This window comes from Streptomyces sp. NPDC051677, assembly GCF_044453465.1.
Classification (GTDB): Bacteria; Actinomycetota; Actinomycetes; order Streptomycetales; family Streptomycetaceae; genus Streptomyces.
The window spans coordinates 1-12,169 of record NZ_JBITCT010000111.1; the positions used below are offsets into that span (position 1 = coordinate 1).

Consider the following 12,169-nt stretch of genomic DNA (forward strand, 5'->3'; position numbering starts at 1 on the left):
TCGTCGACCGCCGGGTCGGACCCCGTGACGACCGCCGGGTCGTCGACCGCCGAGACACCGAAGGAGTGACCATGTCCAAGAAGAAGCCCCCGACCGCCCCCGCGCCCGCCCCGGACGGCCTGATCATCCGCAGCACCCCGTTCACCGGCGACGACAGCCGCCGCCTGGCCCGCCATCAGCAGCAGGAGAGCAGCGACCGGCGCAGCCTCATGCAGCTGCACGCCCGGGGCCGCTGGATCGGCGCGATCGGCCGCCGGCCCCGCCGGTGGAAGGACGACGAGTGAAGCGCGCCGCCGCCCCGACGCTCGCCGACCGGGCCCGCGAGCTCCAGGCCCTGGCCGCCGTCGGCTCCAACCGCCGGCGCGCGGCCGGAGTCGCCGCCGTCCTGCTCGACAGCTCCCGGACCACGGCCGGCGCGCGCCGCCTCCTCGCCCGCCACCGGGTCCCCGCCGAGCTGAAGTCCGCGGTCCTCGAGGTCCTCGCCGAACTCGAACAGCCCGCCCTCGAGGGAGGTTCGGAGTGAGCGCGCGTCGGCGCACGGGCCGACCCGTGGTCGTGGAGACGGACAGCCTCGCCGAGCTGGTCGCCCAACTCGCCGTCCACGGCTGCCCGCACTGCGGCGGCCCGGCCGACTTTCAGCCCCCGAACGTCGTCATCGACCACCGGCCCGACTGCTCCGAGCTGGCCGATCCTGGCCGCCTCGCTGATCGCTGACGTACCCTGATCGAAAGCTCCGCTCGGGGACGGCTGGCACTGCCTCCCCGTACGGGCCCGCCTGGCACAGGCGTTGGCCCCGAGCGATGAGCCCAGGCCTGGCACTGGTCGCCGCCCTGTACACCCAGCGTCCGCCTCTGCTCCTGGCACTGGAAAGACGACGACGCGCATCCCGCCTGGGAGCGCCCCGTGTCACCTTCCGCTGACCCCCGCCTGACCCGCCTGCGCGAGCGCCGGGCATCCCTCCTGGCCCGCCGTACGGCCATCCCCCGCAGCGCCGAACTCCGCGGCGACACCGAACTGAACGATGTCGAGAGCCGCGAGTTCCTCAGCGTCACCGAGGACCTGGCCCGCATCGACGACCGCATCGACGAGATCGAGGCGGAGAGCCGGCGCGGCCTCCCCAGCGAGGGCGCCCACCTTGCAAGCACCGTCCGGTCCCGCATCTCGGTCAACGAGCCACGCACTTACACCCGCGGCAACGGGCGCAGCTACCTCCAGGACCTCGCCCGCGTGAAGCTCGGCATGGACGACGGGACCGCGATCGAGCGGCTCCAGCGGCACGCCCAGGACGTCAGCGAGACCCCCGAGTTCCGCGACCTCAACCGCACCGACGGCAACGGCGGATACTTCGTGCCCCCGTTGTGGCTGATGAGCCAGTTCGTGGAGCTGGCCCGGGCGGGCCGCGCGTACGCGAACCTGGTGACGAACCAGCCGCTGCCGCCCGGCACCGACAGCATCAACATCCCGAAGGTCGCCACAGGCACCACCACGGCGATCCAGACCGCCGACAATGGCGCGGTCTCGGAGACGGACCTCACCGACGCATCGGTGCCGGCCCCGGTGAAGACGATTGCCGGCCAGCAGGACGTCGCCATCCAGCTCCTGGACCAGTCCCCGGTCTCCTTCGACGAGGTCATCTTCCGGGACCTGACCGCGGACTACGCGACCAAGCTCGACGTCCAGGTCATCTCCGGAACCGGCTCGTCGGGCCAGGTCACCGGCGTCCGCAACACGGCGAACATCGAGACCGTCACGTACACCGACGCAAGCCCGACGGTGGCCGAGCTGTACTCGAAGATCGCCGACGCGGTGCAGCGCGTCCACACGCTGCGGTTCATGCCGCCGACCGTCATCGTCATGCACCCCCGCCGGTGGGCCTGGTTCCTCGCAGCCACCGACACCAACGGCCGGCCCCTGGTCGTCCCGCAGGCCGGGAACCCGCAGAACGCGATCGCCACGCTCGGCGCGGTCGCGGCCGAGCAGGTCGTGGGCCAGATGCACGGCCTCCCGGTCGTCACCGACCCGTCGATGCCGATCACGCTCGGCGCGGGCACCAACGAGGACGTCATCCACATCCTCCGGGCGTCCGACCTCCTGCTCTTCGAGTCGGGGATCCGCTCCCGAGTGCTGCCCGACGTCGGCTCCGGCACGCTCACCGTCCGCCTCCAGGTGTACGGCTACCTCGCCTTCACGGCCGCTCGCTACCCGAAGAGCATCGTCGAAGTGACGGGGACCGGCCTCGTTCAGCCCTCGTTCTAGGTCCTCTGAACTGCGGGAATGGGCGGCCGGGAGGTAACGGCCCCGGAGTCGCTGACGTGCTACCCGGCCGGTGATGTCCGGGTTCAGCGGCACCGCCCACCCCGCACGGCCGCGCTGGTCACGCGGCCCACGTGGCGGAGCAGCTCACCTCCGCCACCCCCCGCCGGCCGGGAGTCGCGATTCCCCTCGGGGCCCCGGCCGGCGGCCCCCTCTTCCCCGCTCCACCTGCCCGTATCGGGAGGGCTCCGGCTGTGGCCACCTCATCGATCGTCTTCGCCCTCATCGGCCGCGACCGGGCGTCCGCGACGTTCCGCCAGGTCGGCCGGTCCGCGAACTCCCTGGCGTCCACGACGTCGAAGGTCGGCAAGGCCATCAAGACGTCGCTGGCCGTCGGCGCCGTCGGCGTCGCAGGGATCGCCGTCGCCTCGCTGAAGACCGCGGGCGACTTCGAGAAGTCCATGAACCGGGTCAAGGCCGTGTCGCAGGCCACCGGCAAGGACTTCACGATGCTGCGCGACCAGGCGAAGGAGATGGGCCGCACCACGGCCTTCAGTGCCAAGGAGGCGGCCGACGCGCAGGGCAACCTCGCCATGGCCGGCCTGTCGACGAAGCAGATCTACACGGCGCTGCCGAGCGTGATCGCCCTCGCCTCGACCGAACAGATGGGGCTCGCCGACGCCGCGTCCATCGCCACCAACGTAATGACCGGATACGGCAAGACAGTTGACGATCTGGCGCACGTCACCGACGTCTTGGCGAAGGCTTCGATCAGCACGAATGCAGGCGTTTCCTCCATCGGCGAAGCGATGAAGTACGCAGCGCCGGTCGCGCACCAGGCAGGGCTGAAGTTCGAGGAGACGACAGCCGCGATCGGCCTGATGAGCAATGCAGGCATCGCCGGATCGATGGCCGGTACTGCGCTGCGCGGTGCGATCAGCCGTCTGCTGAAGCCCACGAAGCAAGTACAGGCAGCGCTCGATCACCTCGGGGTCAAGGTCACGGACTCGCACGGGAAGCTGCTGCCGCTCCGCGACATCGTCGACCAGCTCGGCAAGAAGGGCGCGACGGCCGGCGACATGCTCACGATCTTCGGCCAGCGCGCCGGACCGGGCATGTCCGCGCTCGTCACCGCTGGCACGCCAGCGCTCGACAAGCTCATCGAGCAGCTGGTGAAGTCCGGTGGCACGGCGGAGAAGGTCGCGAAAATCCAGATGCAGGGCCTACAGGGCCAGCTCAAGCGGCTACGCGGCGCGTGGGAAGACCTCCTGATCGAGATCGGGGACACGGGCGTCCTCAACCTCGCCACGAAGGCCGTGACCGGGCTGACGACCGCGACGAGCGGCTTCGCCTCCTGGATCAACACCAAGGGCATCCCGGCCGCGCAGAACTTCGGCCACACGCTCGCCGGCATGATCCCCGTCGCGCAGATCCAGGACCGCGTGGGCCAGGCCAAGCAGGTCATCGGCGACTTCTGGGGCGGCCTGACCGGGTCGAAGCCGGCGAAGGCCGCGAAGGACCTCATGGGCGGGCTGCTCGACACCTCCCCGCACCTGGGCTCCAGCAAGACGACCGTGGCCCCGAAGGGCCCGGCCCTGGCCCCGATGCCTCACTACGGCGTCGGGCAGGTCGCCCCGACGACCGGCGTGAAGGGTCCGGCGCTCGCGCCGATGCCGCACGGTGGGTCCGGTTCGGTCGCCCCCCTCGTGACCCCGAAGGTGAAGCCCCCGAAGAGCCTCGCCATGCGGATCGGCGAGCAGGTACGGACGGCGGTCACCGGCGGCATCAAGGGGGTTGACTGGGGCAAGGTCGGCTCGACGATCGGCAGCGGCCTGGCGACGGGCGTGAAGACCCTGGCCAAGGGCGCAGTCAAGCTCACCGCGGCGTTCGGTCACCTGATGATGCAGATCGACTGGGTGGGCATCGGAATCAGCCTGGGGAAGTTCGCCATCCCACTGGTCACCGGCTTCGTCGTCGGCCTGCTGAACGTCGACCTCGGCGCGCTGCTCAAGGGGCTCGGCGACCATTGGTTCGACGTTCTGATCGCGGTCGTCACCGTCGCGTTCCTGCCCGCGAAGTGGGTCGGCGCGATCGGCAAGATGCTGACCAAGATCCCGTTCCTCGGGAAGCTGATCAGCTGGGCGTTCGAGATCTTCGCGAAGTTCTCCAAGTCGCTCGTCGGCTTCGCAGGCAAGGTCCTCGGCGGCTTCGCCAAGGGCTTCGCGTCGGGCGTCGCCCGCGTCTTCCCCGCCATGGCCGCCAAGCTGACCGGCGCACTGGCCAACCTCGCCGTCGGCATCGTCGCCTACGTGGGCCGCTTCGGAGAGTTCGGCCTCAGGCTCGTACGCGGCATCGCCCCCGGGATGGTCAAGGGCGCGACCGAGCTCGGCAGCGTCGCCGGCCGCGTGATCGGCACCATCGTGAAGCCGTTCGCCAGCGCCGGCCGGTGGCTGCTCGTGCGCGGCTTCGAGCTCGCCAAGGGCTTCGCGTCCGGCATCGTCACCGGCGCGAAGGGGCTCGGCTCGCTCGGTAAGGCGTGGATCGTCGACCCTGTGGTCGGCGTCTTCAAGACCGCCGGATCGTGGCTCCTGGCGCGCGGCGCGGCGATCGTGTCCGGCTTCAAGTCGGGCATGGTCACGGGAGCGAAGGCCATCGGATCCTTCGGCAAGGCGTGGATCATCGACCCCGTCGTGGGGGCCTTCAAGACGTCCGGATCCTGGCTGTGGGCGCGAGGCTCAGCGCTGGTGTCCGGCTTCAAGAACGGCATCGTGGGCGGCGCGAAGTTCCTCGGCACGTGGGTCATCAAGAACGTCGTCAGCCCGTCTGTCGGCGTCTTCGCCAAGGCCGGTTCCTGGCTGATCGAGAAGGGCGGCGCACTGGTCTCCGGCCTGAAGTCGGGGATCGTCGGCGGGATCAAGGGCATCGGCAAGTGGATCAAGTCGAACCTTGTTGACCCCATCGTCAGCTGGGTGTCGAAGCACTTCGGCATCAACTCGCCCTCCAAGGTCTTCGCCTCTCTCGGCGGCCACCTGACCGCCGGACTCATCAAGGGCATGGCCGAGACGCATCCCTCCGCCATCGTGAAGAAGGTCTTCGGCAGCCTCCCGAACGCTCTCGCCGCATTCCTCGAAAAGGGCCTGATCTCTGCAAAGAACCTGCCGGGCAAGGCCCTCAGCGCGCTCGGCAGCATCGGCGGCAAGCTCGGCGGCCTCTTCAGCGACCTCTTCGGCGGTGGCGGTGGCGGCAAGGGCGTTCAAAGGTGGGCGCCCCTGGTCGCTCAGGTGCTGTCGATGCTCGGCGCGCCCGCCACAGCGATCGGTCCCGTCCTCAAGCGGATCAACACGGAGTCCGGCGGCAACCCGAACGCCATCAACAACTGGGACATCAACGCCAAGAACGGCGACCCCTCCCGCGGCCTCATGCAGACCATCGGGTCGACGTTCGCCGCATACGCCGGCCCGTTCCTCAAGCGCGGCATCTACGACCCGCTCGCGTCGATCTACGCCGGCATCAACTACGCCATGCACCGGTACGGGGCGAACTGGATCAACGTGATGACCCGGCCCGGCGGCTACGCCAAGGGCACCATGTCGGCGGCCCCCGGCCTGGCGTGGGTCGGTGAGAAGGGCCCCGAGCTGATCAGCCTCAAGGGCGGCGAGAGCATCCTCAGCCACCGCAAGTCGATGGCCGCCGTCGCAGCCGGGGTGTCCACCCGCCGCGTTGTGATCCCGAGCCCCGCCAGCACGTTCGACACGCAGCAGGCCGCCGCTGTCCGGGAGCTCGCGGCAGCGGTGCACGAGAGCAGCGCAAGCGGCGGCCAGTTCGTCGGCGAACTGCGACTCGACAGCGGTGAACTGATGGGGATGATCCAGGGCACCGTGCGCCCCATGATCAAGAGTGGTCTCAGCGAGGCGGCCTATCGGGCGAAGGTCGGTCGACAGCCGTGATGGTCGCGGCCGTGCGATCGCCGCGCCCGACCGCGCCCGGCGGGCCGACGGCGAGCTCGGCGACATACGGAGCCGGTAGGACGATGAGACGCGATCAAGGCTCCGACCTGCGGAAACGCGAAGTTGATCAAATGCGCGACTGCAAAGTCGATCTTTTTATGCGACGGCCGGCTGACCCCGCGCCCATCTGAAAGAAAAATCCCCCCGGAGTCAGATCGACAGGGCTCTGTCTTCCTCGGGGGGATTCGGTGATCTTCGCGGATCCCGGGGGCCTTCTCGGCTCTCTTCGGGGGTTCCGGGGGCGATTCGCTCGACCGGGGGGCCTGTCGGCCGCTGTGGGAGCTGCTCGCCTGCATCACCAGAGTCCTGCACGGCCGGGTGTACGTCAAGCCCTCAACTCACCTTATTTCAAAGAATCTTGAGGAATGAGCGGACATGGCCCGAAGCTACGTGTGCGCGGACTGCTCTGCCGCGGGTGAGACGGAGAAAGACCGCGGCGGCCTCCCGAAGCGCTGCCCGGAGTGCGCCCGCCGCCGCAGGGTCGAGCAGGAACGCGCCCGCGAGAAGACCCGGACCCGGGCACCGCGCACGTACCCGCCCGCGAGAAGACCCGGACCCGGGCACCGCGCACGTACCCGCCCGCGAGAAGACCCGGACCCGGGCACCGCGCACGTACCCGCCTGAGGGACGGGCGAGCTCGGCACTGTGCGCGGGCGGCTGCGGGCGGAGCCTGCACGGCAGCCCGACGTCCCTCCCGGCCGGGAAGAGGACGTGCCGCGCCTGCCGGGCCGCACGCCGGTCTTCGGTTCCTCCACCGATCGAGGAACCGAGGACCAGGGCCGCTCAGGCACCCCCGGCCGACACTCCATTCGTCACGTCGAAGAGGTCGGCGAGGTCGTAGAAGGCGGTCGCCTGGCCGCGTCGGCCCGGAGGCCGCTCGAACGCGACGGGATGCAGCTCGCGCCGACGGGCCCAGTCGCGGAACTTCTTGGGCGTCATGCCGAGGCTGTACGCGGCTAGCTCGGTCGGAACGAGCTGGCGGCCGTCGCGGCCGGTCTTCTTCGACGGGAGCACGCCCCCAGTGTGCCCGTGCGCGCGCTGCGCTGGCCGCTACCGGCCTACGGACGGTCCCGTTGAAGGAAGTAAGCGTCGATGAGCCCCGAGCGGCCCGTAGGCGGGCGCGGGACGCGTCGGCGCGGTCCTACTCCGGCGGTCGGTTGTACGAGTCGAGCGTCGCCTTCGTGGTCGACACATCCATGAGGCGCAGTTCCCACGGCCCCGTGTTCACGTCGAACTCCTTGCCGAAGCCAACCCACTTACCCGCCATGCGACGGCCGGTCGGCTCGGCGAGCAGCTGGAGCGCGCCGAAGTACCGGGCCCCTCGGTAATAGCCCTCGGAGGCCGTCTGCTCGGTCCAGGTGCCGGTGACCGTGCTGCCCTCCACCTGGAGGTCGAGAGTCAGCGGACTGTCCGGGTTGAGGGAGCCGTTCGGCAAGCTGCGGCCGGTGAGCCGGTTGCCGTGCTGGAGAAGCACGACGTAGTGCTTGCCGGTGAAGACCTGGTTGTCGCGGCCGCTGGACACGAACTCGTAGGTGCTCAGCCAGATGCCCGAGTAGTTGCCGCGCGGTGCGATCTGGGAGGCCGGGGCGGTGCCGGCTCCGGGGATACCGACGGGCGAGTCCTCGAGGTCGTGGCCGCCGTGCCCGTCCTCGGAGATCCGGGCGAGGATCGGCGCGGGGAAGCCGAGGGACTCTATCGGCAGGCCCGTCACAGACTCCAGAGCGCGCGCGTACACGGGCCGCGGTGCGGTCGTCGTACCCGACTCCCAGCGCTGCACAAGGCGCTTCGACGCGTCGTTGGGGGAGCCCGTTCGCTCTCCGGCGTCACGGATAGCGCGGGCGAATTCGTCCTGTGACATGAGCAGGCCCATGCGGACCGCTCTCAGGGTTCCGTTAGGAGTGGCCATGTGATCAACGGTAGACGCTCACACCAGCGAATGACACCGGATTGACGCCCCCAATGACGCCGATTGGACGCCCTATCTGTCGTCGCGCAACGCACTGTGACCCGGCCAACGTGAACCGTGACGAGAAGACCCCCGCGACCGTGCGACCGGTCCGGGGGCGTGGCCAACCTGAGAAAGCAGGTCGACGTGCCGAACGCTACAACCCAACCGCCGATGGCGGCAGAGCCCCCTCTGGCCGATCCGCCGGATATCGCCACCATGCGGGAGACGGCGAGGATCCTGCTGGACCCCGACGCCGTCGCCCTGGCCCCGGCCAGCGACGAGCTGGCCAAGCTGACGCGGATCGTGCGCGGGCACCTGGAACTGCTCATCCCCCAGGTCGAGCGGGCGGCCGGAAGGCTGCAACGCGAGAGCATCCCCCGCTACTGCGCGCTCGCCTGTCTCGGCGAGGCGCGCGGGAAGCTGCGGGCGGAGCCCAGCAGGGCATCGGGCGGCGCACTGCTGCACGCCCGGAAGCTGGCCCGCGTCCTGAACGCCCTGTGCGACCACTACGAGAAGATCGGCGGCGAGCGCCCATGACCGCCGCGACCGCCACCGAGGCCCTCTCCGTGGAGTGCACCCTCGCACGCAAGCCCGGCTACGAGGACGTCCACGCGTGGTGCCGCCAGACCAAGGACGTCCCGCTGCCGCACTCCACCGGCATCCTGCTCGTGCGCCGCTGCACCTGCTCCTGCCACCGCGCCGCGGGCTGCTCGTGAAGGGGATCGCCGGCCTGCTCGTGTACGTGGCGGCCGTGACGGCCCCAGTCCTCGCCCTGGTGCTGGCGCGAACCCCTGCCTGACGCACCCCCATGGCGGCCGCTCCGGGACAGGGCCGCACCCAAAGCCCCGCCGCGCCGAGGACCGCAAGCCTCAGCCCGGCGGGAAGCCGCCCCGTCGCAGTCTCCGGAAGAGCTCGGCGGGGCGGCCCTCACCAGGAAGAGACCGATGGACCCCATCGACGGGCAGACGCTGCCGCCCCCGGCGCCCTTCATGTTCGGGTGCGCCGAGTGCGTGAAGCTGCTGACGGCCTTCGGCGAGAAGGTCACCGCGGATGCGGGCTGCTTCTACGAGCAGCTGGCTATCGCCCGGCACATCGTCGAGGAACATCCCGACCAGGTGCCCGAGCCGCACGCCCGGAACTGCGACCGCTGCCCCCGCTACGCCTCCCGCAGTGACGGCGATCCTGGCGGCCTGTGGGCCGAGCACCGCGCCCGGGATCTGTTCCTGCCGGAACCCATCGCCCGGCTGCTGTAGCCCCGGCCCCCTGATCGGCCCCGTCTGTCTGCCTCCCCCGTGGCGGATGGGCGGGGCCTCCTCGCGCCCGCGTACGGGGTCGGAAGGTTCGTCCCTCGAGGGACGAACCTTCGTGTGACTCGCGCCCGCGCGCGTACGGGCCGGACGCACCTCGGCATCAGCAAGCGCAGGTGTCCGACGATGTTAAGGCTGACATCACCGGACACCTCACCGGCGAGCCCGCGCCGGTGAGCCTATGGGCCGGACTTTGGCTTCGTCCCTCGGGGGACGAAGCCCGCGCCCGCGCGCGTACGGGCCGGACCCTCGCCGACCGGCAGCAGAAGACCCCGCCAGGACTCCGGCGGGGTCTTCTGCGCAGTGCTACACGGCGTGCAGGCCGTGCCGGTCGTCGCCGTGGGCGTCGCGGTGTCTGCCGGTCCGGCCGCCCTCGAGGACCTGCAACGCGGGTCGGGGCCGCTTCTGGATCGCCTCGAAGATCTCGGCTGCGTCGCGCTCGGCACGCGCCACCTCGGGCGCCTCCTCGGCGAGCAAGGCCCTCAGGAACTTCAGGTGCGCCCGGGTGGCGCGCAGTTCGCGGGAGACGGCGGCGAGCTGCTCTTCGACGGCCGCCAGGCGCAGCGACTCAGCGCGCGTCATCTCCCCTCACCGCCGCCCCGTCTGACAGTGGGTGCGGCAGCTGTATGACGCTCCTGCGGGGTGTCATACGCCGAGGTCAGGTCGGTGACACGGATGGACAGGACGCCGGGGCGGTCCCCGTTTCGGGCCGTCAGGTCGTCCACGGTGCGGTGAGCCTGCGCGATCAGGCGGACGGCCTGGCGGACCGCGTCGGACGCGCTGAGGCCGCCGCGCTGGAGTACTGCGAGGTCGTCGTCGAAGTCGGGCGTCCGACGAATCGACACGGGAGGCCGGCGGCTCATCGACCCTCACCGCCCGACGGCCGGACGGCCTCCATCCAGTTCTTCCCGGCGGCGAGGCGCTCGCGCGCCTGGTCGTAGGTGACGTACCCGGTGGGCGGATGCTCGGCGAGCCGCTCGCGCAGATAGTCGGTCGTCCAGTCGACGCCGAGCGGAGCGTCATCGGTGAGGACCGTCTGAAGAGCGATCTTCACGTGACCGATGCGCTCGATCAGGATCCGGTCGTGTGTGGCTGCGTCGCCGACCGTGGCCGGGTACGGAAGGTCGACGGCTTCCAGGACGGCCGCGAGCAACTCGCGCAACGGCTCGTTCGGGTGCCCGGGCGTGGGTATGGTGCGGTGCATGGGGGTCGGCCTCCACCTCAGGTTGTTCCCCTAGGGCTCGTCCGGTGTTGGCGCACCGGGCGGGCCCGCTGTGGTCCGGAGGCCGTGTCGCCCCCGGCTGTTACTTCTCCCTCTCGTGCGTGTGAGGGATGAAGATGGTCTTTCCGCCGGGGTAGTACGTCACGGTGATGTCGTGCTCCATGCGCCCACCCAAGGAAAAGAACCCTTCATAGAATCTGTCGACACAGACCGTCCAGGTCCTCTCCGCGCGCGCCGGCGGCGATCGGCGTCGGGAGCGGGGCCGTCGACTCGCGGGTCGCCCAGTCGATGCCGAGCGCGTCGATGACATGGGTCCCGAACGCGACCGCGCCGGAACGCACCGCTGTGCCACCGGAGTTGTGGAGGGTGAGGGTCACGTCCTCGCACCACCGCTGATCCGTGCCCGCGCGGACGGTGTCACTCACGACGAGCACGGCCGGCCCGGCGGACCCGCTGCCGGACGGAGCCGGTGAGGGCGAGGCCGAGGGCGAGGTCGAGCCCGGCGTCGTACGCCCGCCCGAGCCGCCCTCGGCGGACGAGGCGCCACTGGTGGACGCACCGCCCCTGGTGGGCGAGGCGCCCTGAGGCGAGCCGGGCTCCGGGCCGCCCGGCGCGGCCGCCAGGGGACCCTGCGCCTGCGCCTTCGCTCCCGGACCGGGCTGCGCCGTAGCGGAGTTGCTCCCCCCGTCCAGCGGCACGAGCCGTACCCCGCCCGTCGGCCCCGCCGATCCGCCAGCACCCGTGCCCGGCGCCGCCGGACCGCCTGCCGCGCCGATCGCCACGTAGTCGCCGCCGCGTCCGTCGCCCCCGCAGCCGGCCAGCAGCCCCGCGGCGCCCACCACCACGACAGCGACCGCCGACGCGCCCCATACAGCGCCCCGGCGGCCACCTACCCATGTCGGACTTCGCACCGCGCCAGTGTCCCTGACACCCCGTCAGGAAGGAACCCCCAGGAGAAACCCGCCCAGGCACCCACCCGACGGATCACGCGGCAGACGCGGCCGCGGCCCCCACTCCCCGGGAGGGGCTCCTTGGTCCGGGGGCTCCTATCCCGTGCTCGCGGGCGCCGCCCGGACGGCGCGGTCTTTCTACGACCTGGTCCGCGGGGCGGGGTCCTCGGATCTGTCCGGGGGGTCACGTGGTGGGCGCGGGTGTGGTGCCCAGTGCCTGGGAGGGGCTCCTTGGTCCGGGGGCTCCTGTCCCGTGCTCGCGGGCGCCGCCCGGGCGGCGCGGTCTTTCTACGATCTGGTCCGCGGGGCGGGGTCCTCGGATGTGTCCGGGGGGTCACGTGGTGGACGGGGGTGTGGTGCCCAGTGCCTGGGAGGGGTTCCTTGGTCGGGGGGGTGCCTCTATGTCTTCCGTCAAGGCGCCCCTGACGGGTTTGGTGTGGTTCGGGGTTGCTGGGGTTATGCGGCGAGCTCGACGTCCGTCG

The 12,169-nt window shown here is 70.9% G+C and carries 14 protein-coding genes; 8 read left to right on the top strand and 6 right to left on the bottom strand.

Translation table 11 applies throughout. The annotated features are described in order from the left end of the window. From ACIBAF_RS48365 to ACIBAF_RS48385, 5 genes are all read left to right on the top strand, one after another. Positions 1–284 (top strand): hypothetical protein (locus ACIBAF_RS48365; RefSeq protein ID WP_399473094.1); only part of this gene is annotated, 284 nt, incomplete at its 5' end. Further along, positions 281–523, top strand: coding sequence for a hypothetical protein (locus ACIBAF_RS48370; protein ID WP_399473096.1), 243 nt, complete (start codon positions 281–283; stop codon positions 521–523). The genes ACIBAF_RS48365 and ACIBAF_RS48370, both read left to right, overlap by 4 nt. Then, positions 520–714 (top strand): hypothetical protein, encoded by a 195-nt coding sequence (locus tag ACIBAF_RS48375; RefSeq protein WP_399473098.1) that lies wholly within the window; start codon positions 520–522, stop codon positions 712–714. Before ACIBAF_RS48370 ends, ACIBAF_RS48375 begins: the two co-directional genes overlap by 4 nt. Before the next feature lie 189 nt (positions 715–903). After that, positions 904–2,256 carry a phage major capsid protein gene (locus ACIBAF_RS48380; RefSeq protein WP_399473100.1) on the top strand — a complete coding sequence of 451 codons (1,353 nt, stop codon included), beginning with the start codon at positions 904–906 and terminating at the stop codon, positions 2,254–2,256. A gap of 251 nt (positions 2,257–2,507) precedes the next feature. Next, positions 2,508–6,200, top strand: a complete 3,693-nt coding sequence (locus tag ACIBAF_RS48385) for a phage tail tape measure protein (protein WP_399473102.1) — start codon at positions 2,508–2,510, stop codon at positions 6,198–6,200. An 843-nt stretch (positions 6,201–7,043) separates the two neighbouring features. Here the strand turns inward: ACIBAF_RS48385 and ACIBAF_RS48390 are convergent. Next, positions 7,044–7,274: a hypothetical protein gene (locus ACIBAF_RS48390; protein ID WP_399473104.1), complete on the bottom strand. Its 231-nt coding sequence runs from the start codon at positions 7,272–7,274 to the stop codon at positions 7,044–7,046. A 127-nt stretch (positions 7,275–7,401) separates the two neighbouring features. Beyond that, entirely contained in the window at positions 7,402–8,166 is a 765-nt protein-coding gene (locus ACIBAF_RS48395; protein ID WP_399473106.1) for a helix-turn-helix domain-containing protein, read from the bottom strand. Between the two features lie 213 nt (positions 8,167–8,379). Between ACIBAF_RS48395 and ACIBAF_RS48400 the strand changes: the two genes are divergently transcribed. The 3 genes from ACIBAF_RS48400 (at position 8,380) to ACIBAF_RS48410 (ending at position 9,461) form a co-directional block, all read left to right on the top strand. Then, positions 8,380–8,745 (top strand): DUF6415 family natural product biosynthesis protein, encoded by a 366-nt coding sequence (locus ACIBAF_RS48400; protein ID WP_399473107.1) that lies wholly within the window; start codon positions 8,380–8,382, stop codon positions 8,743–8,745. Further along, on the top strand, positions 8,742–8,924 hold the full coding sequence (locus tag ACIBAF_RS48405) for a hypothetical protein (protein WP_399473109.1): 183 nt from the start codon (positions 8,742–8,744) through the stop codon (positions 8,922–8,924). Before ACIBAF_RS48400 ends, ACIBAF_RS48405 begins: the two co-directional genes overlap by 4 nt. Before the next feature lie 228 nt (positions 8,925–9,152). Next, positions 9,153–9,461, top strand: coding sequence for a hypothetical protein (locus tag ACIBAF_RS48410; protein ID WP_399473111.1), 309 nt, complete (start codon positions 9,153–9,155; stop codon positions 9,459–9,461). Positions 9,462–9,821: 360 nt separating this feature from the next. On the opposite strand, the gene ACIBAF_RS48415 is transcribed toward ACIBAF_RS48410, so the two are convergent. The 4 genes from ACIBAF_RS48415 to ACIBAF_RS48430 all read right to left on the bottom strand — a co-directional run bounded on the left by ACIBAF_RS48415 (position 9,822) and on the right by ACIBAF_RS48430 (position 11,648). Continuing rightward, the gene (locus ACIBAF_RS48415) at positions 9,822–10,097 is read right to left on the bottom strand and encodes a hypothetical protein (protein ID WP_399473113.1); all 276 of its coding nucleotides are present in this window, start codon (positions 10,095–10,097) and stop codon (positions 9,822–9,824) included. After that, positions 10,094–10,360 (bottom strand): hypothetical protein, encoded by a 267-nt coding sequence (locus ACIBAF_RS48420; RefSeq protein WP_399473115.1) that lies wholly within the window; start codon positions 10,358–10,360, stop codon positions 10,094–10,096. Before ACIBAF_RS48420 ends, ACIBAF_RS48415 begins: the two co-directional genes overlap by 4 nt. Positions 10,361–10,374: 14 nt before the next feature. Continuing rightward, positions 10,375–10,719, bottom strand: coding sequence for a hypothetical protein (locus ACIBAF_RS48425; protein ID WP_399473117.1), 345 nt, complete (start codon positions 10,717–10,719; stop codon positions 10,375–10,377). Positions 10,720–10,925: 206 nt separating this feature from the next. Then, positions 10,926–11,648, bottom strand: coding sequence for a hypothetical protein (locus ACIBAF_RS48430; RefSeq protein WP_399473119.1), 723 nt, complete (start codon positions 11,646–11,648; stop codon positions 10,926–10,928). Between the last annotated feature and the right edge of the window lie 521 nt (positions 11,649–12,169).